At 70.3% G+C, this 21,919-nt stretch carries 21 protein-coding genes, 4 tRNA genes and 1 pseudogene; 15 read left to right on the top strand and 11 right to left on the bottom strand.

Features of this window, described 5'->3' with window-relative positions; translation table 11 throughout:
• Positions 1-49 precede the first annotated feature (49 nt).
• The 3 genes from ABZ234_RS01960 (at position 50) to ABZ234_RS01950 (ending at position 2,870) form a co-directional block, all read left to right on the top strand.
• Positions 50-664, top strand: a complete 615-nt coding sequence (locus tag ABZ234_RS01960; RefSeq protein WP_355010631.1) for a TetR/AcrR family transcriptional regulator — start codon at positions 50-52, stop codon at positions 662-664.
• Positions 665-717: 53 nt separating this feature from the next.
• Entirely contained in the window at positions 718-2,355 is a 1,638-nt protein-coding gene (locus ABZ234_RS01955; RefSeq protein ID WP_355010630.1) for an MDR family MFS transporter, read from the top strand.
• A gap of 254 nt (positions 2,356-2,609) precedes the next feature.
• On the top strand, positions 2,610-2,870 hold the full coding sequence (locus tag ABZ234_RS01950; protein ID WP_267947006.1) for a PspC domain-containing protein: 261 nt from the start codon (positions 2,610-2,612) through the stop codon (positions 2,868-2,870).
• Positions 2,871-3,047: 177 nt separating this feature from the next.
• On the opposite strand, the gene ABZ234_RS01945 is transcribed toward ABZ234_RS01950, so the two are convergent.
• Complete coding sequence (locus tag ABZ234_RS01945) at positions 3,048-4,373, bottom strand: MFS transporter (protein WP_344176786.1); 1,326 nt, start codon at positions 4,371-4,373, stop codon at positions 3,048-3,050.
• A gap of 332 nt (positions 4,374-4,705) precedes the next feature.
• Positions 4,706-5,056: a metallopeptidase family protein gene (locus ABZ234_RS01940; RefSeq protein WP_355010629.1), complete on the bottom strand. Its 351-nt coding sequence runs from the start codon at positions 5,054-5,056 to the stop codon at positions 4,706-4,708.
• A 107-nt stretch (positions 5,057-5,163) separates the two neighbouring features.
• Between ABZ234_RS01940 and ABZ234_RS01935 the strand changes: the two genes are divergently transcribed.
• The 4 genes from ABZ234_RS01935 (at position 5,164) to ABZ234_RS01920 (ending at position 7,138) form a co-directional block, all read left to right on the top strand.
• On the top strand, positions 5,164-6,696 hold the full coding sequence (locus ABZ234_RS01935) for a metallophosphoesterase (protein WP_355010751.1): 1,533 nt from the start codon (positions 5,164-5,166) through the stop codon (positions 6,694-6,696).
• A gap of 107 nt (positions 6,697-6,803) precedes the next feature.
• Positions 6,804-6,876 (top strand) — tRNA-Glu (locus ABZ234_RS01930).
• Between the two features lie 88 nt (positions 6,877-6,964).
• Positions 6,965-7,039: transfer RNA gene (locus tag ABZ234_RS01925), tRNA-Asp, on the top strand.
• A gap of 25 nt (positions 7,040-7,064) precedes the next feature.
• Positions 7,065-7,138 (top strand) — tRNA-Phe (locus tag ABZ234_RS01920).
• Positions 7,139-7,214: 76 nt separating this feature from the next.
• Here ABZ234_RS01920 and ABZ234_RS01915 read toward each other — a convergent pair.
• From ABZ234_RS01915 to ABZ234_RS01880, 8 genes are all read right to left on the bottom strand, one after another.
• Positions 7,215-8,462 carry a site-specific integrase gene (locus tag ABZ234_RS01915; protein ID WP_355010628.1) on the bottom strand — a complete coding sequence of 416 codons (1,248 nt, stop codon included), beginning with the start codon at positions 8,460-8,462 and terminating at the stop codon, positions 7,215-7,217.
• On the bottom strand, positions 8,459-8,635 hold the full coding sequence (locus tag ABZ234_RS01910) for a helix-turn-helix domain-containing protein (protein WP_083926642.1): 177 nt from the start codon (positions 8,633-8,635) through the stop codon (positions 8,459-8,461). The genes ABZ234_RS01915 and ABZ234_RS01910 overlap by 4 nt, the downstream gene beginning before the upstream one ends.
• Before the next feature lie 2 nt (positions 8,636-8,637).
• A complete protein-coding gene (locus tag ABZ234_RS01905) occupies positions 8,638-10,329 on the bottom strand; it encodes a replication initiator (protein WP_355010627.1) in 1,692 nt (563 codons plus the stop codon).
• A gap of 247 nt (positions 10,330-10,576) precedes the next feature.
• Complete coding sequence (locus ABZ234_RS01900) at positions 10,577-12,007, bottom strand: cell division protein FtsK (RefSeq protein ID WP_355010626.1); 1,431 nt, start codon at positions 12,005-12,007, stop codon at positions 10,577-10,579.
• Positions 12,007-12,258 carry a hypothetical protein gene (locus tag ABZ234_RS01895; RefSeq protein ID WP_355010625.1) on the bottom strand — a complete coding sequence of 84 codons (252 nt, stop codon included), beginning with the start codon at positions 12,256-12,258 and terminating at the stop codon, positions 12,007-12,009. Before ABZ234_RS01895 ends, ABZ234_RS01900 begins: the two co-directional genes overlap by 1 nt.
• Positions 12,259-12,366: 108 nt before the next feature.
• Complete coding sequence (locus ABZ234_RS01890; RefSeq protein WP_355010624.1) at positions 12,367-12,777, bottom strand: plasmid replication, integration and excision activator; 411 nt, start codon at positions 12,775-12,777, stop codon at positions 12,367-12,369.
• Between the two features lie 140 nt (positions 12,778-12,917).
• Positions 12,918-14,126, bottom strand: coding sequence for a helix-turn-helix transcriptional regulator (locus ABZ234_RS01885; RefSeq protein WP_355010623.1), 1,209 nt, complete (start codon positions 14,124-14,126; stop codon positions 12,918-12,920).
• Positions 14,123-14,431, bottom strand: coding sequence for an antibiotic biosynthesis monooxygenase (locus ABZ234_RS01880; protein ID WP_355010622.1), 309 nt, complete (start codon positions 14,429-14,431; stop codon positions 14,123-14,125). The genes ABZ234_RS01885 and ABZ234_RS01880 overlap by 4 nt, the downstream gene beginning before the upstream one ends.
• Positions 14,432-14,585: 154 nt before the next feature.
• On the opposite strand from ABZ234_RS01880, the gene ABZ234_RS01875 reads away from it, so the two are divergent.
• Positions 14,586-15,005 carry an ATP-binding protein gene (locus ABZ234_RS01875; protein ID WP_355010621.1) on the top strand — a complete coding sequence of 140 codons (420 nt, stop codon included), beginning with the start codon at positions 14,586-14,588 and terminating at the stop codon, positions 15,003-15,005.
• Here ABZ234_RS01875 and ABZ234_RS01870 read toward each other — a convergent pair.
• Positions 14,943-15,923 (bottom strand): DUF4238 domain-containing protein, encoded by a 981-nt coding sequence (locus tag ABZ234_RS01870; protein ID WP_355010620.1) that lies wholly within the window; start codon positions 15,921-15,923, stop codon positions 14,943-14,945. The genes ABZ234_RS01875 and ABZ234_RS01870 overlap by 63 nt on opposite strands.
• A gap of 468 nt (positions 15,924-16,391) precedes the next feature.
• Here ABZ234_RS01870 and ABZ234_RS01865 point away from each other — a divergent pair.
• The 7 genes and pseudogenes from ABZ234_RS01865 to ABZ234_RS01835 all read left to right on the top strand — a co-directional run bounded on the left by ABZ234_RS01865 (position 16,392) and on the right by ABZ234_RS01835 (position 21,858).
• Positions 16,392-16,465 (top strand) — tRNA-Phe (locus ABZ234_RS01865).
• A gap of 12 nt (positions 16,466-16,477) precedes the next feature.
• Positions 16,478-16,636, top strand: a pseudogene (locus ABZ234_RS01860) (hypothetical protein); the annotation flags it as partial.
• Between the two features lie 394 nt (positions 16,637-17,030).
• Positions 17,031-17,828, top strand: a complete 798-nt coding sequence (locus ABZ234_RS01855; RefSeq protein WP_355010619.1) for a MerR family transcriptional regulator — start codon at positions 17,031-17,033, stop codon at positions 17,826-17,828.
• Positions 17,825-19,105: a DUF418 domain-containing protein gene (locus ABZ234_RS01850; RefSeq protein ID WP_355010618.1), complete on the top strand. Its 1,281-nt coding sequence runs from the start codon at positions 17,825-17,827 to the stop codon at positions 19,103-19,105. The genes ABZ234_RS01855 and ABZ234_RS01850 overlap by 4 nt, the downstream gene beginning before the upstream one ends.
• 162 nt (positions 19,106-19,267) lie before the next feature.
• A complete protein-coding gene (locus ABZ234_RS01845) occupies positions 19,268-20,074 on the top strand; it encodes a nucleotidyltransferase domain-containing protein (protein ID WP_355010617.1) in 807 nt (268 codons plus the stop codon).
• 265 nt (positions 20,075-20,339) lie between these two features.
• Entirely contained in the window at positions 20,340-21,125 is a 786-nt protein-coding gene (locus ABZ234_RS01840) for an alpha/beta fold hydrolase (protein WP_267946999.1), read from the top strand.
• Positions 21,126-21,303: 178 nt separating this feature from the next.
• The gene (locus ABZ234_RS01835) at positions 21,304-21,858 is read left to right on the top strand and encodes a hypothetical protein (RefSeq protein ID WP_267946998.1); all 555 of its coding nucleotides are present in this window, start codon (positions 21,304-21,306) and stop codon (positions 21,856-21,858) included.
• Positions 21,859-21,919 lie beyond the last annotated feature (61 nt).

Genomic DNA, 21,919 nt, shown 5'->3' with positions numbered 1-21,919 from the left:
GAAATATTGCACGGTCCGCAAGAATTGGCCGTGTACGGGGAGGACCACCATGGGACTTCGGGAACGGAAGAAGCAGGCGACCCGCCGCGCACTCCAGGAGGCGGGGATACGCCTCACCCTGGAACGCGGGCTGGAGAACGTGACGGTCGAGGAGATCGCCCTGGAGGCCGACGTCTCGACGCGCACCTTCTTCAACTACTTCGCCACCAAGGAGGAGGCCCTCCTCGGCGACGTCCCCGCGACCCCCGACGAGCAGGTGCGGCAGGCGTTCGTCGACGGCGGTCCCACGGGGGACTTCGTCGAGGACCTCATCACCGTCCTGATCACGTTCCTGGTCAGCACCGAGGACCTCGCCACCCAGCGCGCGGACATGCTCCTGCGCAAGAAGCTCACCGAACGCGAACCGCAGCTCGTGCGCGGGCTGCTCGCCCGCTTCCACAACGTGGAGGTGGAGCTGGCCGGGGCCATCGCCGAGCGCACCGGCGCCGGCCCCGACGACGACCGGCCGCAGCTCCTCGCGGCGGCCGGCATGGCGGTGATGCGCCACACCATGAAGCGCCTCCACTACTCGGAGAGCGAGGAGTCCGCGGACGTCCGCGCCAAGATCCGCGAGGCGCTCCGCCACCTCGGAGAGGCCTTCGCGCCCCCGTCGCGCGAGGACTGAGCTCCGGGGCGAGCCGTCCCTCCCAGGTCTCCCGAAGGCGAACGGAACCCTCTATGGCCACCCCCGGACCCACCCGGCTGCGCTGGATCCTCCTGACGATCATCCTGACGATGCTGCTGGGCTCGCTCGACCAGACCATCGTCGCCACCGCCCTGCCCACGATCGTCGGAGAGCTCGACGGCCTGGAACACCTCTCCTGGGTCGTCACCGCCTACATGCTCGCGGCCACGGTCGGCATGCCCGTCTACGGCAAGGCCGGGGACGTCTTCGGCCGCCGCCACGTGTACGTCTTCGCGATCGCGGTGTTCCTGCTGGGGTCCGTCCTGTCCGGCCTGGCCCAGAACATGACCCAGCTCATCGTCTTCCGCGCCGTGCAGGGCATCGGCGGGGGCGGGCTGATCATCAGCGCCCAGGCGATCATCGCCGACGTGGTCCCGCCCCGCGAGCGCGGCAAGTACATGGGGGTCATGGGCGCGGTGTTCGGCGTCTCAGCCATCGCGGGACCGCTGCTCGGCGGGTTCTTCACCGACCAGCTCGACTGGCGCTGGATCTTCTACATCAACCTGCCGCTCGGGGCGGTGGCGCTGGTCACGGCGCTGGCGGTGGTCCACCTGCCCCGGCCGACCGGTCCCCGGCCCCGCCTGGATTACGCGGGCACGGCACTGCTCGCGGCCACGAGCGTCTGCCTGGTGCTGGCGACGAGCTGGGCCGGGCACGCCTACGCCTGGCTCAGCCCGCAGATCATCGGCCTGGGCGCGGGCGCCCTCGTCGCGGGCCTGCTGTTCGTCCTCGTGGAACGGCGCGCGGCCGACCCCGTCATCCCGCTGCGCCTCTTCCGGGACCGGGACTTCGTCCTGACGGCACTGGTGGGGATCACCGTCGGCATCGCCATGTTCTCGACGGTCGCCTACATGCCCACGTTCCTCCAGATGGTCGGCGGGGCGTCGGCCACCGAGTCCGGCCTGCTCATGCTCCCGATGGTGGCCGGGATGCTCACGAGCACCATCACCACCGGACGACTCATCTCCAGGACAGGCCGCTACAAGCACTGGCCGGTCATCGGCACAGCCCTGATCACGGTGGGCCTGGTCCTGCTGTCCCGCATGACCGCCGACACCCCCTACGCCTTCAACGGGACGGCGATGCTGGTCCTGGGGTTGGGCGTGGGCATGGTGATGCAGAACCTCGTGCTGATCGTCCAGAACACCGCCCCCCGCCGCGACCTGGGGGCCGCGACGTCGGCGAACAACTACTTCCGCCAGATCGGCGCGTCCTTCGGCATCGCCGTGTTCGGCTCGGTCTTCGTGTCCCGCCTCGACCGGCGGATGGAGGGCGCGCCCGGTGGCGGCGTGGAGTTCGCGGGAGGGGAGGCCGGGATCAGCTCCATGACCCCCCAGCTGCTCCGGGGCCTTCCGGCGCCGCAGCGCGAGTTCATCGTCGACGCCTTCGCGGGGGCGCTGCCGCCGATCTTCCTCTACGCGGTGCCCGTGGCCCTGGCCGGCTTCGTGCTCTCCTGGTTCATCTCGGAGAAGCCCCTGGGCACCAGCCTTCCCGGTCACGACCCCGCGGAGTCCGTCGGGCCCCGGCCGGACGCCGCGGCCGGGGACGGCGGGGACACGAGCGCCGGGGATCCCGGCACGTCCGGCCGGGCGGAGGGAACCGCCGAGGAGCTGCCCACCGGTAGGGACTGACCTCCGGGGAACGCCCGGTCTCACCCCGGGGCGGCCGCGCCGCCCTCGGGGGCCGCCGTACGGGTCGGCCCGGCCCCGTTCGGGCCGAATGTGCCCCACGCCTCAGGAACGCCGTGGGACTCCGTCCCGTCGAACCCTTCACGGGGGTGTCCGGACGCCCCCGGCCGCCCCTCCAGGGGGGTCGGGGGGATGTCAGGGGAGGGCCAGGGCTGTCCCCGATGGGAATCGTCGTGGGGAGCGGGCATGGTGGATACATGAACGAGAACTACCAGAGCAAGCGGTTCCGGCGCAGCGGGACCGACCGTTACCTCGCCGGCGTCTGCGGCGGTATCGCCGAGTTCCTCAAGGTCGACTCCAACCTCGTCCGGCTGGTCCTCGTGGTACTGACCTTCTTCGGGTTCAGCGGTGTCTTCGTGTACATCCTGGCCTGGCTGGTCATGCCGGCCGCGAACGAGCAGCGCTCCATGCTGGAGCAGATCATCCGCAACTTCCAAGGAAAGCCGAGCGAGAACTGATGTGGACCCTCAGGGCACACCCGGGCTGGGAACGACGTGAGCTCCGCACCCCACGGGAGGAACGCGAGGCCGAGGAGGCCCGCGAACCCTCCGTGGAGAGCTGCGGCGAGCGCTAGGGCGCATCCGGCCGACGCCCGCCCCGCCGAGAGGGACGGGCGGCACACGCCGGAGGACGCCCTAGGGCCGCTCGGTGGCGTCCATCCGCGCGATGGTCTCCCCCGAGAGCCGTGACCAGGGGATCGCCAGGAGCACGGCGAAGCCCACCCCGAGCACACCGGCCGAGACGATGACGACGCCGGTGCCGAAGAACTCGGCGAAGAACCCGGCGATCAGGATGCCGACGCCCTGCGCGGCCTGGAGCCCGGACGCGACCAGCCCGAAGGCCAGTCCCCGGCCCTCCTTGGGCACGCACAGCACGAACGCCGCGTTGGCCACGAACTGGTAGGACCCCGCGACGCCGCACAGGGCCAGAGCGGTCACCATCAGCCACAGCGGCGGGTCGAACAGCCAGAGCAGCAGCGGTACCGACGTGAGGACGGCCAGGGGGCCGAGCAGGCGCATCCGGGTCGGCGGCGGGACCAGGCGGGTGAGGACGAACCCGCCGAGGAACGCGCCGATCGACGAGCCCGCCATGATGAACCCCGCGGCGGCGGCCCCCGCCCCGATCTCGGCGGCCATGGGGTTGGCCAGCCCGTAGGGGATCATGTAGAGGCCGGCGAGCCACGCGAGCAGCGCCAGTGTGCGCAGCCGAGGGTCGCCGAAGACGAGCTTGGCCCCGTCGCGTGTCATGGCCGCGAACCCGGGCCGCTCCTCCTTCTCGCCCCGGGGCGCCGGGCGGGCCTTCACTCCGATCAGCACGACCGTCGCGGACAGGACGAAGAGGATCCCGGTCGACATCACGGTGATGTTGGGCCCGACGTGCGCCACGATCACACCGCCGGCGACGAGCCCGGCGAGCATGCCGATCTGCGAGGTCAGCTGGATGATCGCGGTGCTCGCGACGTAGCGCTCGCCCTGGATGATCTCCGCCATCATGGCCGCGCGTGCCGCCGCGAAGGGGATCGACGGCAGCACCGAGCAGAACAGCAGGAGCCAGATCGCCCAGATCGGCATGCCGGGGATGCCGATGAGGACGATGACCGCGGCGCGGGCGAGGTCGCAGATGACCATCACCCTGCGCCTCGGGAAGAGGTCGGCGAGCCCCGCGATCAGGGGGCTGATGATCGGCGGCAGGAAGGTGAGGGCCAGGGTGACGCCGGCGGCGAGCGCGGAGCCCGTCACCTGGAAGACGAGGATGCTGGTCGCGATGTTCAGCAGGTTGCTGCCGATCATCGAGAGTGCGTGGGCGAGCCAGACGGCGCGGAACTCGCCGATCGCCATGACGTCGCGGTAGCTGCTCCGCCAGTCGTCCTTGCCCGGGCCGGCGGGGGTCGCGTTGTCGGGGGCGCTCGAAGACTCGTGGTCTCCGTTGTCAGGTGTGTTGTCGAGGCGCGGATTGGCCACCCGGCACTCCCTTACTGTTACAGGGTTGAAATCACGCTGTGTCGTGTCTCAATAACCAACCGTTCCGGAAGGCGGGCTTCCTCGCAAGCCACTTGGGCAAATTCGTGTCTGATTCGTTGCTGCGGGTAATGAACGACGGGTGGATTCGGCAATCTCCCGGCCAAGTCGTGTACGGAACGTTTTTGCTGGTGACAATATGTACACAGGCGATCCCCGTGGCGGCCCGGCGTGTCGGACGCGGGCGAGTCGTTCCCGGATGTGTACGCAGAGCACCGAAAATGGGACCCCGTACCGAAAAAAGCGGCCGGAGTTTCGGATTCCGGCGGCCCCGCTCAGCCCCACCCCAGTTCGGTCAGCCTGGCGTCGTCGATCCCGAAGTGGTGGGCGATCTCGTGCACCACTGTGACCAGGACTTCTTCCACCACCTGCTCGGGGGTCTCGCAGATCGCGCAGATGTTGCGACGGTAGATGAAGATCTGGTCCGGGAGCACGCCGAAGTAGGTGTCGCCGCGCTCGGTCAGCGGGATGCCCTCGTACAGGCCGAGCAGGCCGTCGGGGGACTCGTCCTCCACGCTGATCACCACGTTGTCCATCAGCCGGGACAACTCGGCCGGGATCTCGTCCAGGGCGTCGGCGACCAGCTCCTCGAAGGCCCTGCGTGTCAGTTCCACCACGCCTGCCATTGTGCTGCCTGCCGGTGGGGGAGGGAAGCGGCCCCCGAGCGGCATAACACTCTGGAAAGGGAGGAAATATTGGGATCGACCCCCGTCAGCGGCATGATGGTGGTGTGTTGTCTTGGGAAGCGATCCGCGGTCACGACTTCCGTGGGGCCCTCGCGCGGCTCCGCGCCGCCCTCGACCGGGTGCGCGCCGGACGCGCGTGGCGGTGGGGGTGCGTCGTCGCCGCCGGGCTCGTCGGGGGGTGGCTCGGCCTTGCGCTGGGCGGACAGGTGGTCACCCCCATCGGCCCTGCCGACGTCACCCTGGGTCTGACCCCCCAGTGGCGCGGCGAGACCGTCGTCGACGTTGCCCCGCTGGGCCAGCTGGCCTTCGACACGCACAGCGCGCCCCTGAAGCTGGAGGCGACGATCTCCGACATCCGGCTGTCGGCGGCCCAGGAGATGTTCGCCGACCCGGAGGCCATCAACCGGATGGCCGCGGGCATCGGATCGGACCTGCGCGACGGCGTGGTCGCGCTGCTGGTCCGCGCGGTCCTCGCGGCGACCCTGGGCGCGGCCCTGATGGGCCTCCTGCTCTTCAGGAGCGCCGGGCGTGCCGCGGGCAGCGCTGCCGCGTCCCTCGCCGTCCTCGTGGCCTCGGGCGCCGCCGCCGCGGGCACCTTCAACCCCAGCGCCATCGCCGAGCCCCGCTACACCGGCCTCATCGCGGGGGCCCCGCAGGTGGTCGGCAGCGCCGAGGAGGTGGTCGGCCGCTTCAGTCAGTACCAGGAGCAGCTCGCGGGCCTGGTCGGCAACGTCGCGATGCTCTACGAGGCCACCTCGACCCTCCCCGTGTACGAGGAGGACGAGACGGTGATCCGGGTGTTGCACGTGTCCGACATCCAGCTCAACCCCGCGTCGTGGAGCATCATCCGCACCCTCCAGGAGCAGTACGGGGTGGACATGGTGGTCGACTCCGGGGACATCACCGACCGGGGCAGCGCCACCGAGGACGTGTTCGCCGACGAGATCGGCAAGCTCGACGTGCCGTACGTGTGGGTGCGCGGACAGCACGACTCCATGGGCACCCAGCGCGCGGTGGAGGCCCAGTCGAACAGCGTGGTCCTCGACGGCGCCGTCGAGGAGGTGGGCGGGCTCACCTTCTACGGCTCGGGGGACCCCCGTTTCTCCCCCGACGCGACCCGTCTCAACCCCGACGCCGCCGGGGTGGCCGCGCAGGGCGAGGAGGAGGCCGGCGAGGTCATCGGCTCCCGCGAGGACGTGGACGTGGTCCTCATGCACACGCGCACGCAGGCCGAGGCGTTCGACGGGGTGGCGCCCCTCGTGCTGACCGGCGGCGACCACCTGAGATCCACCGAGCTGACCGACCTCGGCACGAGGTTCCTCGTCCAGGGCTCCACCGGGGGCGCGGGGCTGCGTGGCCTTGATCACGGTCCGGACCGGCCGACCCCCTACCAGGCTTCGGTGCTGTACTTCGACGCCGAGAGCGGGCGCCTCCAGGCGCGCGACGACATCGACCTGGGCGGCATCGGCCTCACGTCGGCCCAGGTCGAACGGCACATCGAGGGAGAACCGGACCGCCCGGTCGGGGACCCCCCGCAGGTACCGGCGACGGAGGGCGACGGGGACGGCCGCACGCCGTAGCACCCGGGCCCGGATCGGCGTTCCCGCAGGTGGCGGACGTCTGGCCCGGGTGGGGGAATCGCTTTGGTGTTGGTGGGAATCTCCCCTATGCTTGACCTGTCACACGGGCCCCCATCGTCTAGCGGCCTAGGACGCCGCCCTTTCAAGGCGGTAGCGCGGGTTCGAATCCCGTTGGGGGTACGACGCGGTTCGAGCACTGCCGGACGTCTGGCAGAATAAGAACCGCGACAACGCGCCAGGGCACGTACCGGGCGCGACAACAGAACAAGGTCCTGTGGAGCAGTTAGGAGTGCTCGCCACCCTGTCAAGGTGGAGGCCGCGGGTTCAAATCCCGTCAGGACCGCCGTCGCCGAGCGATCGGCGAGTGCGGCTAGGTAGCTCAGTTGGTACGAGCGTCCGCCTGAAAAGCGGAAGGTCGGCGGTTCGACCCCGCCCCTAGCCACCCAGTTTGAGCAGTACCGACGCCCGGAAGCCGACAGGCTCCGGGCGTTTTTGACAGCTGCGTGACAGCAACCGGGTCATCCGAGCGCGTCCCCGAGCTTCCCCAGTGCCCGCCGCTTGTCGGCGAGCGAGGCGTGCGCGTAGATCGTCATCGTGACCCCGATGTCGCTGTGGCCCACGATCTCCCGGACCACCTGCGGCGGCACCTCCAGGTTCAGCAGCAGCGTCACGCACGTGTGCCGCACGTCGTGGAAGCGCATCCCCTCCAGGCCCGCCGCCCGGCGCAGCGGTTCCCAGGACCGGCGCAGGTTGTCCGGCTCCAGGGGCGTGCCCCTGCGGGAGGGGAAGACCAGCCCGTGTTCCTCCCAGTCGGGGAAGGCGTCCGAGCGCTCCGCGAACTGGCGCCGGCGGTGGCCCTTGAGCGCGTCCACGCAGAACCCGGGGAGCGGCACGGTCCGCGCCGAGCCCTCCGTTTTGGGCGGCACCAGGGACAGCTTCCCGCCAACCCGTTGCAGCGTGTGGACCACCTCCAGGCGACCCGCCTCCAGGTCGACGTCACACCAGCGCAGCCTGAGCAGTTCGCCCCGCCGCAGCCCCAGGCACAGCGCCAGGACGTAGAGGGCGTGGAACCGGTCGTGCTCCGACGCCTTGAGCAGCCGCCGGGACTGGGCCACGTCCAGGCCCCGGTTCACCGCGTAGCGCGGCGGCGAGACCTTGACCAGGGACGCCACGTTGCGCGGGATCACCTCCTCACGCACGGCCGTCTGGAGGGCGTTGCGCAGGACGGCGTGAATGGACTGCACCATGCGCGCCGACAGCCGGTGCCCACAGCATTCCGGCCGGGGGAGCGCGCAGCACCGGGGCCGTTCCCGGGCGGCGTCCGTGCCGTTGCGGCAGCACTGGCACAGTTGCCGAACATTCGTGACGAAGGTGCGCACGTCCCGGGCCGTCAGCTTGGCCAGCCGCTTCTTCCCCAGGTGGGGGACGAGGTAGCGGCGAACGACCCCCTCGTACCCCTGCACGGTCTTGGGACGGCGCTCGGCGCGCACGACGTGTTCGAGCCAGTAGTCCAGGTACTCGGCCACCGTCCAGTTCTCCGAGGCGACCGGAATGCCTCGGTCGGAGTCGGCCAGGAGCCTGTTCAGCTTGGCCCGCGCGTCCGCCTGGTCGCGGCCATAGCCCTGGACGCGCTTGTGCGTGCCGTCGGTGGTCAGCACGTATCCGGCGAAGGCCCAGCGGTCGTCCTTGCGCAGCCAGACGCTTCCCTCCCCGTTCGCGGCACGTCGGCGGCCCCTGCGGCTGCCCTTGCCCTCGGAGGCGCTCACGCGGCGTCCTCCAGGGCTTCCAGGCACTCGGGGAGCGCGGCGACGGGGACCAGGCGGCGACGCCCGATCTTGACCGTGCGCAGCGTGCGGGAGCGGATGAGGTTGTAGACCATCCAGCGGCTCACACGCAGGCGCTCGGCGGCCTCTTCGACGGTCAGGAGGAGTTCGGTCATGATCACGCTGCTTCCTGCTCAGGAGTTGCCGAGAGTTCGAGAGTGCGAGCGGCGTCGAGTTGGGCGCGGCGTTTGAGCGCTTCGCCCACCGCGCGGAGGAGGCGTTGCTCCCGAGGGGCCACGTCGGGGTCGGTGGGTCGGGCCAGTTCCCACTCGAAGGAGCCCGAGGCGACCGAGGCCAGCGCCGGGGGACGCGGGTTGTCCTCGTCCGCCTGGCCCTCGTTGGTCGGATCGACTCCGAGGGTTTCCAGGACCCAGGCGAGCCGGTCCGCCTTGTGATCGGCCAGGGTCTTGCCCGACCACTTGCGTGAGACCAGGACGCGGCGGCCCGCGTAGCCCAGGTGTTCGCGGCGGTGGGCCTTGGACCGGCAGAATCCGGGGCGTAGCCCTGCTTTGGGCTGGTCGGGTTGGATGCCGTAGCGCAGCCAGTTGGAGCACCGGGGCGAGCACGGCTCGAAGCGCAGAGCGTTGAGGAGCCGGTCCACGTGCTGTTCCTGCGAGATCGTTTCGACGGTGTGGCAGTCGGCGATGTCCTTGGTCAGGTACTTGGCCAGGTAGCGCACACACCGTGACGCGTCCTCGGACCCGGCCACGACCCCTTTGGCGTCCACCTGACGACCGAACCGCACCACGTGGAAGGGTTCGGCGTCTGGTTCCTCGTCTAGGGCGTCCAGCGCCTCATCCCAGGTGGGCAGCACTTCCCCGGTGGTGGGGTCGAGGTAGGTGTGGTTGTCCTCGTCCCACACGGGCAGGTGGTCACCCTCGAAGACGACGCGGTCAGCGGCGGGCCACCACACCTGGTGGTAAGTCGCGGCGGCGATCTGGCGCAGCTCCGCCCGGGGGATGGTGCCCCGGGTGGCCATGTGCAGGTGCGGGGCCAGACGCCGTTGGGGTTCCACGGCCGCGAAGTACTGGACATCGAACCCCGCCACGCGGCGAAGGTTCTGCACGAAGCGATCCACGAGCTTGGAGAAGTGCAGGGTGTCCCGAGCAGCACGGCGGTAGTCGTACGTGGAGGGATCGACGGGGGTGCCGTCCGAGCGCACCCGACCGTAGGAGTCCAACGTCAGGGTGATGAACAGTGAGGGCCGAAACACCTTGCCCGAGGCAGGATCGGTGAAGGCACGCCCGACCGTCTTCCTCGTCATGGGCCGCTTGGGCAGGTCAGGTACGTCCTGACGGCGTTTGGTCGAGCGGACCCGACGCGACCCCGAGGAGCCCGAGGAGTCGCCGGAGCGAGTGATGGAGCCGCGTAGGCCGGAGGCGGTGATCTCCTCGTCCAGGTCGGCGATCGCCGCATCCAGCGCGGACAGTTCCTCGGCCGAGGCTGATCCCGTGGCGGCGAGGCGGTCCCGTTCGGCGGTGACCATCGCGCGCTGTTCCACCCAACCGCGTTGTTCCTCGGACGGCGGATCAGGGGTCACCACGGGTTCGGCGGCTAGGTGCCACCCCTCTTCACACTGGGAGCGGCGAAGGCTGCGCTTCCTCTTGGCGCAGGCAGGGCACCGGGATTCCAGGGTGGACCCGCACGGAACGTCGATCACCTCGGCGGCACCGGTGGCGATGTTGGTGCGTCGAAGGGACACGGGGCGGATGCACACGCCGTGGTCGGTGGCGACCTGTTCGGCCACCTCACGCGCGAGCGGTTGCGCGAGGCGTTCAGCCCGGGTTGTCTTACCGGTAGGCGTCGGCATCAGCCCACCCCCACAACCACAGAGCAGGAGCGCAGCGCATGGCGCGACCTTTCCGAGAGACACCGACGCTGGCGAGCGCACTCATATGCGTAGTCGGTCTGCTGATCTCGGGGTCCGACATCATCATGAGCCGACTCAACGAGGAGAGCGCGAATTCCGCTTCCTGGCCGGGACTCATCGTGTGCGCTATAGCTCTTACGGGCGTCATCGTCCAACACCGCAGGCGAAGCTTGGCGATGCGCGACCATCAGCTCACCTCCGAACCAGAGGAGGAACCGACCTCGTAGGTGTTGGCCATGGCGGTGATGTCCTCGTCCGAGACGTAGGCCGCGCGGACCCGCACCGGGGACGGGGAGCCCTCCAGACGGACGTAGGCCACACCGGGCAAGGTGGGGTCGATCAGGTGGGCCTCCGCGCCCCGTTCGCGTGCTCCCTCTCCGAGGACCATGTCCACCTGGGATGCCTCGTCCAGCCGCAGAGCGACCTTGTCCGGGAACAGGTTGCGCAGGTTCATGACCTCTTTGCGCGGGTCCTGCAACGCCGCCAGCACGGCGAAGCCGACCGAACGCCCCTGCGAGGTCAACGTGGCGATGGCGTTCTCCGCGCGACGACGCACGTCCCGATCCGGGTGGTAGGCGGTCAGAAAGGCGACCTCGTCCAGGAGCACCATCACGAACGGGTCATCGATGGTCGGGACGTGGGAGCGCTGTTTGCCCGCGTAGCGTTCGGCCCGCTCCTGCATCGAGGCCACCGCGCGTTCTAGCAGGGCCACCGCGGATTCGCCCGTGTCGGCGTAGTGCGCGAACAACTCGCGGCCGTAGGCCAACTCCATGCGCTTGGGGTCGATCGCCCACACCTGCGCGGTGCCGTCCGCCAGGGCGGGGAGCATGGCGCGGACGGTGGACCAGATCACCGATCCCTTGCCGGCCCCGGTCACCCCGACCACAAGCACGTGGGTTCCGTGCAACCGCAGCAACCACGGCGACCCGTCCTCGCGTCGCCCCACGGGAAGGGCGTCGAGGTCCACGTGGTGGGTCATCGGGAAGGCGTCGAAGGGTTCGGCCAAGGTGTCGTGGCGGGGGAACTCCAACGTGATGTCCCGAGGACCGTTCACCACCACACGGCAGGAAGGGGCGGCGAAACCGTGCGCCAACTCGGCCACCCGGTGCTCGAAGTCCGCCGGAGAAGTGCCAGCGACCAGGGACACCCTCACGTAGTCGGCCCAGGAGTTACACCGCACACGGCGGATACGCGGGAGATAGCGGCGTTCCTGGTAGGACTCGGCCAGCCCGGAGATCACCAGCACCGGCTGCCAGTGCCGCCGGTACACGAACAGGTGCCGCCACCACGCCAGCAGACGCAGGGTCACGCAGGTGCGGTAGGAGTCCGGCCAGGCCCGCCACCACACCAAAGAGACCACTGCAGCGGCCCCCCACAGGCAGGCGAGGCCGGACCAGTCCAGCCACCACCAGGCCCCCGCCGACGAGGCCAGGCAGGCGACCATGACGGGGAAGCGGAACGGCAGGGTGAGCAGGAAGCGGACCAGCCGCCAGATCCACGAGGCCAGAACCACGATCCCGGGAGTCTCCACGACGGGAGTGGTGAACCGTACTCCCTGGGCGGGAGTGGGGAGCGTCGGGGAGGTCTGGGCGGCCCCCACCTTGGGCTGACGCAGCATCACGCCCCACCGCCGTTCGCGGTGTCGGTCTGGGCGAGGAGCCGGTCACGGGCCACACGGGCGCGAGCAGCGGCGCGAGCCGCGTCCGGGTTGGCGTCCCGCTCAGCGATGGCGGCGAACACCCGTGCCTTGAAGTCGAAGAACGCCGCCCGTTCAGCCGGGGTCGTGCGCGGCTTGTCGAACTCGGCGAGGAAGGCCCGGACCAACTGCGGTCCGGTCAGTGTGGACAGGTCGGGTCGGTTTTCGGACATACTGAGGACACCTCTTCACGAAGCTTGAGCAAGGGCTTGCAGGAGGGGTTCACAGGGGCGGCTAGGTGTTGGCGCACCAGGCCGCCCCGTCTCAAGTCTTGTGGCGGGTCAGGCGGCTTCCTTGGCCGCCGGAGCGCGACGACCGCCAGCGGCACCGCCGGGAGCCTTCACACCACGGGCGCGCAGCGAGTACGCCACCCGGGGGCGACGGCCGTTGTCGTCGACGTAGGGCATGACCGCCATCGCCTCGAACTCGACCGGCCGGAACGGCAACCCCGGAACCTCGTCCGGCAGGGTCGGGCACACCTCGGCGGCGACCTTGACCTTGACCGACTTGGCCTTGCCACGCGCTTCGGGGTCGGCGTCGATCACGTCCACCGCCCACAGCGGAAGTCCCGTGTCCTTGTCGAGCTGGGGACGCTTGGTCTCGAAGTCGGTGATCGCCTCCACCCCGAGGGCGAAGGCACCGTTGGGGAACACCGTGCCGAACTCGACCGGCAACGCACCCTGGATAGCCATGCGGACTCCTCACCGCGCCTGTCGGCGCAAACGAAAGTGTGTGGTCGGTCGCGCCTCCCACAGCAGGAAGGACTGTGCGACCCACCACACACTAATCCGCACTTTTTGTTTTGTCTAGTACGTTAAGTACTAGCTAACACTCAGAGTGCGCCCACCCTCCTCGCTAGGCCGGTCAGCGCTGTTCCGGCGGGGTCCTGGATCGCCAGGAGGTCACCCACGACCTGCCGCACGATCGGGTGCGAGTGGACCTGTTCGGGCGTGATCCGCTCCGCCTCCTCCAAGGTGGACACGGCGGCGTCGGCGTTGCGTCGTTGGAGTTGGGCGCGTGCCACGTCGATGAGGAAGCGGCCCCGGCGCTCCGGGGACAGGATGGACACGTCCACGCCGTCCGCAGCCCGCAGAGCCACGCCAGCGTCGCCCAGGTCCACCGCCACGGACACCTCGTGCAGGCCCACGTTCGCCGGACCGAACTCGGTGTTGAAGTCGTTGCGCTCTGCGCCGATGGCGTCCGCGATCCGCTTGGCCTCGGCCACGTGCCGGTAGGCGAGCGCGGCGTTGTTGCGGCGTGCGGCGGCGACCGCCCGTTGCAGGGTCAGCGCGCCGTAGACGGACATCGCCTCGGGGTTGCCCTCCTCCACCAGGCCGCCCAGAGCCTCACACGCGGTCTGCGCGGTGGCCTCCACCTGGTCGTAGTGGCGTGCCCCCTGGAAGGTCAGGCACAGACGGAACTCGCCCGCCGCCATGAGGAGCGGGTCCTCCGCCCGTTCGGCCGCCGTGATGGCGCGGTCGGCGGCGATCCACGCCGCTTCGTACTCGCCCAGGCGGGACAGCGTGGAGGAGCAGGCCCGGTAGGCGGCGTTGAGGAGCCGGAACAGCTCCAGGCGCTCACCGTTGGGGACCGAGCGCGCGGCCGACTCCAGGTCGGGGATCAGTGACTCCAGGACCTCGGTCAGCTCCATGTAGGCACTGGCGTGCGTCAGCTCCCATGCGCGGTCCACCCGTTGGCGAAGGCCATCCATGTCGACCGACGCGGGGTTGCGCCGCAGCAGCGCGGCCAGGGCGTGCGACCCGCTCAGGATGAGGCGCAGGCGGCTACTGCCCGGAGGTTCCTCGTTGGAGGCGGCGACGATGGGCGCCTCGGCGGCCAGTTCGGAGACGGGGATCTCCAGGACCTCGGCCAGCTTTTCGAGGACCACCATCCGGTCGACCTTGCGCACCCCGCGTTCGACCTGGGACACCCAGGTCTCGGAGCGTCCCACGAGTCCGGCGAACTCCCGTTGGGAGAGTCCGCGCTGTCTGCGGTGCTTGGCCACCTTGCGGCCCAGCGCCTTCTGGTAGTCGGTACTCACTCCTGCACGCCCTTGGCGTCCACCAGGTCCAGGAAGTCCACGTCCACCGAGGCCAGGAACGCGCCGCGAGCGTCGAGGAAGCGCTTCACGTGCGGCTGCTCCTCGTGCGCCTCGAAGGCGGCGCGGTCGGCGTACAGCTCGTAGAAGATCCGCTCCAGCGGCTTGCCCTCCACCGTGTGGACCGCGTACACGAGCGTGCCCGGCTCGTTCTCACGGATGAGCGGAAGCGTCTCCGCCACCAGGGCGTCGAAGCCGTCGGCGGCGGCATCGTCCTTGAGCGTGAACCGCACAGACAGGCCGAACATGGGCACTCTCCTCACTTGGACTACAAGACCCGTACTTATTGTGCGCGCAAACTGGTGCGCTACACACGCATTAGATGTACGGTAGCCGTACTAATAGTACTAGTCATGCAGCTCAGTGTCTGCCCCCTGCGCTCAGAGCACGAGGTGAAACCCCATGTCCCTCCATGCAGACAGGTCCCACCGCACGGTGACCGTCCACCACGGGTGGTTCTACGGCCGCCCTGACCAGGTCGCGGCTGTGCGCGCGTTCGTCGCCGACCGCCTGGGCGCCTGCCCGGTGGTGGACGACGCGGTACTACTCACGAGCGAGTTGGCGACCAACGCCGTGCAGCACTCCCCGTCCGGCTTGCCCGAGGCCGGCTTCGGAGTCCTCATCGAGCACGAGCACGGCCACAGCGTGCGCGTCACCGTGCACGATGGCGGTTCGTATTTCGACGCCCCGTATGTGGCGCAGTCCGCACCCGACGCCGAACACGGTCGCGGCCTGTACCTCGTTGACACCCTTGCCGACTCATGGGGCAGCTACGCCACCCTCTCCGGTCGCAAGACCTGGTTTATTGTCACTTGGGGTTAGTTTTTCCTTTTTTGCGAATGCTTCTATGAGTTCTTTCATCTGCTCGCCAATGTCCGTCTCTGTTTCCTCGTACGGGGGGACTTCGATGGTTTCTATTATTTTATCATCGGGATGAAAAAATATGGCATCTCTTGCATTATTAATCATTGCTTGATTGATAATCTTGGATGCCATGGTGCTTCCAGGTAGAGTATCGTCTGGTCCTTCAAATTCTCCCATTATGAGAGCTGCTTTTCTCGCGAGGGGCACCACTACCTCGCCTGCGTTCAAGAGGCCTATTCCCATATATGGGGGGTGGTTTGGTGCGGGCAGGAGGAGTACTGGTGCGTCTCCTGTTGCGAGCGTCTTTCTTTTGAATTTCATGATCTTCCAGGCTCGATGAAAAAATGTGTTCGCCGTCCTTGCTAGCAGTCTTTGGATGTGCTCTGCGTGGTGGTTGGCAGTGACGGTCACCTCGTAGGAGCTGGGATCGAGCAACGAAGGCGCGCTCTCGGCCAGTTCCTTCTGCTGCTCCTTTGAAATGCTTAATCCTATCTGGGCTTTAACTAGAGCGTCCGCCAGCTCGCTCATCCATTTTCTCTGTTTTTCTGTTCGTAGATGCTGTAGTGCGACCCATTCGGAAATGGCCCACCTTTGTTCTTCTGTTGGTGGCCAATTGTCGCATTCAATTATTTGGCGTATGGCCTTTGCTGCTGGGCCTTCGAGTTCTCCGAATGCATCTTCAAGAATGTCTGTATCGGATCCGTCTTCGAGCTTGAGCATGTAAAAGTCTCGATGGACGCTAGCGGCATTGATCGAAATTGGATGTGATTTCAAGTCTTTCAGTGAAAACCTTTGGATTATTTCCCTGTCATTCGCAAAGCGCTTAAGGTAGAACCTGGAAACGGTATGGTGTTTTCTTTTCTTTTTTGCACTCATTTTTTCTCCGCTTAGTTGCCGAGTTGGGCTGTATGGGATCAAGGCGACGGCGCAAGCGCCGTCGCAGTGGCCTATGGCCGCCGCTCGGGCTGCGGGCTGCCGCCCGGTCCCGAGCGCGGCCGGAGGCCGTGTAGTTGGCATCATGACGCCGCACGCTGACAAGCGGTTGCCGGTTCGGAGAAATTGGCTGATGGCGTGACAGAACCCGAGGCACCCGATAGCGGAGTGCGACTGTCTGGGGTGGCCGGCTCCGGCGCTATCGGGCACCTCGGCCCGGAGGGGGTGGCCGGCGTCCTATGGCGGGCCGGGGCAGTGGGGGAGGAGCGCGGGCGCGGCGTCGCCGTGGAGTGCGGCCGGTGGCCTTGGTCGGGGGAGGCCGGGAGGGGGCGACGAAGTGACAGCAGCGTTGACAGCAACGACAGCAGCCGGGGGTGGACTCACCCGGACCGCACCGGACGTGCGCCCAGCAGCGCAGAACGGGGCCGCGCCGCCTACCCCGCCTGAAAAGCGGAAGGTCGGCGGTTCGACCCCGCCCCTAGCCACTTCCAGCAGACATGCACAAAGGCCCCGTCACCTGCGTATACAGGTGGCGGGGCCTTTTGGTGTGTCGGTGGGCGGGGCCGCCGCTGCTCGGCCTGTTCGCCAAGACCGTCGCCGAGGTCGAGGTCACCGGGTGCGGCACCCTGTGCGTCGACTTCGACGACGGCACGGGGCTGAGGGTCGACCCGGACCCGGATTACGAGTCGTGGAGTCTCACCGGCTTCGGTTCGACTCCGTTCTGGTGGGTCCGGGCGGGGAAATCGGCCGGCAACGCTGATCAGCGGTGGCCCGGTGGCCCGGTGGCCCGGTGGCCCGGTGGCCCGGTGGCGTCGGTGCGCCTCCTCTCGCTCTGCCCCGCCGTCGGTCGTCGGGGGACCGTGTCGCTCACCACACGCGGCGGCTCCCGGACCGCGCAGGCACAGGTCACAGGGTTCCGGGACCGCGCCCCCCGACCGGCCGGGGACCGGCCCCCCTCCACCGCTGTTGACCGTGCCCCGACGGCATGGTCTGCAATGGCAGGCACCGGCACGGGAAGCACCGTGCCGGAGCGAGGAGGGAGGGCCGGCCATGGCGTGGAGCACCCGTCAGCTCGCCGAGCTCGCCGGAACCACGGTGAAGGCCGTGCGGCACTACCACGAGCTCGGCCTGCTGGACCAGCCAGAACGCGCCGCCAACGGCTACAAGCGCTACGGGGTCGAGCACCTGGTGGTCCTGCTGCGCATCCGGCGACTGGCCGGCTTCGGCCTGTCGCTGGCTCAGATCGCCGATATGGAGCGCACCGGGGAGCCCCCGGCGGAGGCCCTCCGCCTGCTGGACGCGGAGCTGGCGGAAGCGGTGGAGCGGCTCCGGCGGATCCGCGCCGAGCTGGCGGACATCCTGGCGCGGCGCCTGCCCCCGGAACTGCCCGCCGAACTGGCCCCGGTCGCCGGGCGGCTCTCCCACGAGGACCGTTCGCTGGCCCTGGTGATGACGCGGGTCTACACCCCCGAGGCGGCGGAGGCCTACATCGCGTTGCTACGGGACATCGAGCCCCATCCCGTCGACGAGGTCTTCATGAACCTGTCGGCGGACGCGGACGAACGGGCACGGCGCGGCGCGGTCGAGCAGATGCTCCCCCTGGTCCGCGGTGTGCTCGCCGACTACCCCGCCCTGGACCGGTCCGGCCTCCCCCCGGCGGACGCGGCCCGGACCGGCGAGGTGGTCACCGCGATGATGCGCGTCCTGTGCAACCCCGCCCAGCTCGACGTCCTGAAGCGCGTCGGGGACCGGCTCGCGGAGGAGCGCGAGCCGCCCCGGGGCACCTGGCCGGACACACGACCCGCCGGCGCCGACAGCCGTGAGGAAGACGAGGAATCCGCACCATGACGACCACCCGACCCGACACCCCGCCCCCGGAGCCCCCGGCCCCCGCCGCGACCTCGGCGGGCTCGACCCCGGTCTCGGAGCGGGCCCTGGCCCCGGACCTGGCCCGCGGCATGATGCTGCTGCTGATCGCGCTGGCCCACGTGCCCTGGTTCATCTACGACGCCCCCGCCGGCCTGGCCATGCTCCACCCCGACCAGGGCAACCTCGCCGACCGGATCGCCCAGGTCGCGTCCCTGGTCGTGGTGGACGCCCGCACCCACACCATGTTCGGGTTCCTGTTCGCCTACGGCATCGGGCAGATGTACGCCCGCCAGAAAGCCCACGGAACCCGGGACGAGGACGCCCGCAGGATCCTGCGCACACGCCACCTGTGGATGCTCGCCTTCGGCGCCGTGCACGCCCTGCTGCTGTGGCAGGGCGACATCATCGGCACCTACGGCCTCATCGGCCTGCTCATGGTGCCCCTGTTCCTGCACCGCACCGACCGCACCCTCAAGGTCTGGACCGCCGTCCTGCTCGCGGTGGGCGCCCTGTTCACCGTCCTGTCGGTGCTCGCCACGCTGGCCGCGCCGGCGGGCGCGCCCGGGGTGGACGCGGCCGGCCTGCAACGGGCCAGCATCGCCGAGACCGGCTACCTGCTCTCCGCCCTGATCCGCTTCCCCACCTGGGTCTTCGGGCTGGGCTCGGGGCTGGCCTCCCTGGCCCTGCCCACGGTGTTCCTGATCGGTCTGCTCGCGGCACGGCACCGGTTCCTGGAGGACCCGGAACGGCACCTGCCCCTGCTGCGCCGGGTGGCCGTGTGGGGCATCGCCGCCGGGTGGGTCCCCGGGCTGGTGCTGGGCCTGCAGCACGTGGGGGTGCTGGACCCGGTGTACGGCCCGGCGGTGGCCGCGGTGCACTTCTACACCGGGATCTTCACCGGGGTGGGCTACGCCGCGCTCTTCGGCCTCCTGGCGCACCGGCTCGCCGGTCGAAGGGGCGGGCCGTCCCTGCCGGTCCGGGGCCTGGTGGCCCTGGGACGGCGCTCCCTGAGCGGCTACCTCGCCCAGTCGGCGGTCTTCGCACCCCTGCTGGCGGCGTGGGGGCTGGGCCTGGGGGTGCACCTGTCCAGCTGGTCGGCGGTCCTGGTGGCCTTGGGCACCTGGCTGCTGACCGTCCTCGCGGCGTACCTGCTCGACCGGGCGGGCCGGCGCGGACCCGCGGAGGTCCTGCTGCGCAAACTGACCTATCGGAAGCCGGTCCGCCGGCGCCGGCCCGTGGCCGAGCACGCGGGCTGACGGATCCGTCCCCGGCGGCCCGCCGCCGTGAAGGCCGGCCCCGGCAGCGGGGCCGGCCTTCGGCGCGGGCCGTGTCCCGGCAGGGGGGCCGTGCGCGGGGCGCGCCGGCGGCGTCGGGGAAATGCGGTCGCGGCGTCCGCCCGGATACGGCACAGTGCGTCCATGGACGACGGGCGGGGACTGGACACGGACGGCGCGATCGCGCGCGAGGGCTCGCTCGCGCGGGTCGGGCCGGCCTTCGCGCCCGTGGTGGAGGCCGCCCGCGCCCGGATCGCCGGTGCGTTCGGCGACGCGCTGCACAGCGCCTACCTCTACGGAAGCGTCCCCCGGGGCACCGCGGTCCCCGGGACCTCCGACCTCGACCTGCAACTGGTGTTCCGCGACGCCGTGACCGGGGCGCAGCGGGAGGCGGCCGGGGAGATGGAGGCCGACCTCGACGCCGCCTTCGGCGAGGTCGACGGGGTGGGCGTCCTGCTGGGGTCGGTCCGCGACGCGCTCAGCGAGCTCGAACGGCACAACTTCGGTTTCTTCGTCGCCTGCCTGTGCACGCCCCTGCTCGGCGAGGACCTCGCGGACCGGCTGCCGCGCTACCGCCCCACGTCCCTGCTGGCGCGCGAGACCAACGGGGACCTGCACCTGGTGCTGCCCCGCTGGCGGGAGCGTGCCGGACGGGCGGAGACCGCGGCCGAGCGCGCGGGGCTCGGACGCGGCGTCGGCCGCCGCCTGGTCCGCACCGGCTTCACCCTGGTCATGCCCCTCTGGGGCGGCTGGACCAGCGACCTCGACGAGTCCGCCGAGATCTTCGGCCGCTACCGTCCCGACCGCCTCGGGCAGATGCGGGCGGCGGTCGCGGAGGGCCGTGCCCCCTCGGGCGACCCGGAGGTGCTGGAGGAGCTGATCGAGGACCTGGGACCCTGGCTCGCGGCCGAGTACCGTGCGGTCCACGGGGAGAAGGCGCCCCGCCCCTGAGCGGCGGACGCCGACCGCGACCCGGAGCGTCTCCTGCGCCTCTCGGGAGCCCCGCCCCTGAGCGGCGGGCGCCGACACGCCCCGTCCCTCGAAATCGGGGTGAGGGGCGCCACGGCGGAAGGAGGCCCGGGGCGCGGGCGCCCGCGGCGGGGAGGGGGCCGAACGCGGCGTCCCGCGGTCCGGGGGGCGGGGTCGCGCGGGTCCCCCGCCCCCGGGCGACACGTGACACGGCCCCCGCGCACGTCATCGGGTAGTGTCCGGACCCGTGAGCCATGTGACCGCGGCGGACGGAACCCGCATCTGGTACGACACCCTCGGTGAGGGCGACCCCCTCCTGCTCCTCAACGGGCAGTCCCTCGACCACGGGATGTGGGAGGGCGTCCGCGCCGGGCTGGCGGCCGGGCACCGGGTCGTACGGGTGGACTTCCGGGGCACCGGAGGCAGCGACGCGCCCCTGGGCGAGCCCTACACCTTGGAGCTGTTCGCCGAGGACGCCCTGGCCGTCCTGGACGCCCTGGAGATCCCGAGGGCGCACGTCTACGGGTTCTCCATGGGCGGCAAGGTCGCCCAGGTGTTCGCGTCCGCGGCGCCGGACCGCGTCGGCGCGCTCGTCCTGGGCTCCACCGGCCCGGGCGGGGCCGACGAGGTGGAGCGCCCGGCTTCGGCCACCCTGGCGCTGCGCCGGGCCAACACCGCGGCCGGGCGGGACGCGATCGCCGAGCTGTTCTACTCGCCCGCGTGGGCGTCCGCCCATCCCGAGGCCGTCACCGGCATCCTCCCGCACGGCCCCCTGCGCGCCCAGCGCCTGCACTTCGGCGCGAGCACCGGCTACGACGGCCGGGACCTGCTGCCGGGCATCCAGGCGCCGACCCTCGTCGTGCACGGCGAGGACGACGAGCTGACCCCGGTCGGCAACGCCGCCCTCCTGGCCGGGCGGATACCCGGCGCTCGCCTGCTGGTGCTGCCGGGGATGCGCCACGGCTACCTGCACGAGGACGGGCCGAAGGCCACCCGCGAGGTCCTCGACTTCCTGGCGGGCCACCCGCTCTAGCCGGAACGCCCGCCGCGCCACGGCTGTGCCCCCTCGCCGCCGGACGCTCCCGTCCGCCGGTCGGCCGGACCCGTGCCGCGGTGTCCGCCGCCGGTCCCGCGGGCCCGGCCCGGGCCCCGCACCACCCCCCACCACCCCCGCCCCCACCCCACCCCACCCCACCCCAGGAGGACCATCCATGCCGGACGACGCCGGGAAGCCCTCGGAGACGGAACAGCTGAGAAGGCGCGTGACCCGGCTGGAGATCAGGGCGCGGGAGTCCTCCGCCGCGGAGTCCAGGGCGCGGACGGCCGCGGCGGGTTCCGCGGCCGGGGCCGTCGCCCTGTTCCTCTCGCTGTCCCTGCCCTGGGCCCGGGAGGAGGTCCCGTACGCGTACGACATCAGCGACGAGGGCGTCCCCAGCATGTACGGGGTGCGCGCGTCCGCCACGGGATGGGACGTGCTGGCGGCGTCCTTCGAGGACGAGCGCCTGCTCCTCGCCGCGGCCTTCACGGTCCTCCTCGTGCTCCTGGCGGTCGCGGTGTGCGCGGTCGTGACCTGGTCGAGGGTCCTCTTCGTGACGGTCCAGGTCCTCGCGGCGGCGTCCCCGCTGCTGTTCCTGTTCTCCTGGCCCCGGAACAGCGGCGATCTGGCTGCGGGTCCGGGGCTGGCGGCGGCGGTGTTCGCCTGCGCGGTACTCGTGCTGTCCGCGCGCCTGGCCGCGCACAAGGACTCGCGGTCCCCGGACCGCTGAGGGGTCGCCGGGCCGCCCCGGGGCTCCCCGTCGCCCCGGCGGCGGGGCCGGGGGAACCGGC

Origin of the sequence: Nocardiopsis sp. NPDC006198 (assembly GCF_040613895.1) — a bacterium.
Classification (GTDB): Bacteria; Actinomycetota; Actinomycetes; order Streptosporangiales; family Streptosporangiaceae; genus Nocardiopsis; species Nocardiopsis tropica.
The sequence above is the reverse complement of the archived record's forward strand: the minus strand, read 5'-3'. Positions and strand labels throughout refer to the sequence as shown.

Bases quoted from the DNA above. Each gene is read 5' to 3' on its own strand.
- ABZ234_RS01905 (WP_355010627.1), bottom strand. From the start codon at position 10,329: ATGCCGACGCCTACCGGTAAGACAACCCGGGCTGAACGCCTCGCGCAA.
- ABZ234_RS01895 (WP_355010625.1), bottom strand. From the start codon at position 12,258: ATGTCCGAAAACCGACCCGACCTGTCCACACTGACCGGACCGCAGTTG.
- ABZ234_RS01875 (WP_355010621.1), top strand. From the start codon at position 14,586: ATGTCCCTCCATGCAGACAGGTCCCACCGCACGGTGACCGTCCACCAC.
- ABZ234_RS01850 (WP_355010618.1), top strand. From the start codon at position 17,825: ATGACGACCACCCGACCCGACACCCCGCCCCCGGAGCCCCCGGCCCCC.
- ABZ234_RS01880 (WP_355010622.1), bottom strand. From the start codon at position 14,431: ATGTTCGGCCTGTCTGTGCGGTTCACGCTCAAGGACGATGCCGCCGCC.
- ABZ234_RS01835 (WP_267946998.1), top strand. From the start codon at position 21,304: ATGCCGGACGACGCCGGGAAGCCCTCGGAGACGGAACAGCTGAGAAGG.
- ABZ234_RS01900 (WP_355010626.1), bottom strand. From the start codon at position 12,007: ATGCTGCGTCAGCCCAAGGTGGGGGCCGCCCAGACCTCCCCGACGCTC.
- ABZ234_RS01870 (WP_355010620.1), bottom strand. From the start codon at position 15,923: ATGAGTGCAAAAAAGAAAAGAAAACACCATACCGTTTCCAGGTTCTAC.
- ABZ234_RS01940 (WP_355010629.1), bottom strand. From the start codon at position 5,056: ATGGCAGGCGTGGTGGAACTGACACGCAGGGCCTTCGAGGAGCTGGTC.
- ABZ234_RS01955 (WP_355010630.1), top strand. From the start codon at position 718: ATGGCCACCCCCGGACCCACCCGGCTGCGCTGGATCCTCCTGACGATC.
- ABZ234_RS01855 (WP_355010619.1), top strand. From the start codon at position 17,031: ATGGCGTGGAGCACCCGTCAGCTCGCCGAGCTCGCCGGAACCACGGTG.
- ABZ234_RS01845 (WP_355010617.1), top strand. From the start codon at position 19,268: ATGGACGACGGGCGGGGACTGGACACGGACGGCGCGATCGCGCGCGAG.
- ABZ234_RS01960 (WP_355010631.1), top strand. From the start codon at position 50: ATGGGACTTCGGGAACGGAAGAAGCAGGCGACCCGCCGCGCACTCCAG.
- ABZ234_RS01890 (WP_355010624.1), bottom strand. From the start codon at position 12,777: ATGGCTATCCAGGGTGCGTTGCCGGTCGAGTTCGGCACGGTGTTCCCC.
- ABZ234_RS01910 (WP_083926642.1), bottom strand. From the start codon at position 8,635: ATGACCGAACTCCTCCTGACCGTCGAAGAGGCCGCCGAGCGCCTGCGT.
- ABZ234_RS01950 (WP_267947006.1), top strand. From the start codon at position 2,610: ATGAACGAGAACTACCAGAGCAAGCGGTTCCGGCGCAGCGGGACCGAC.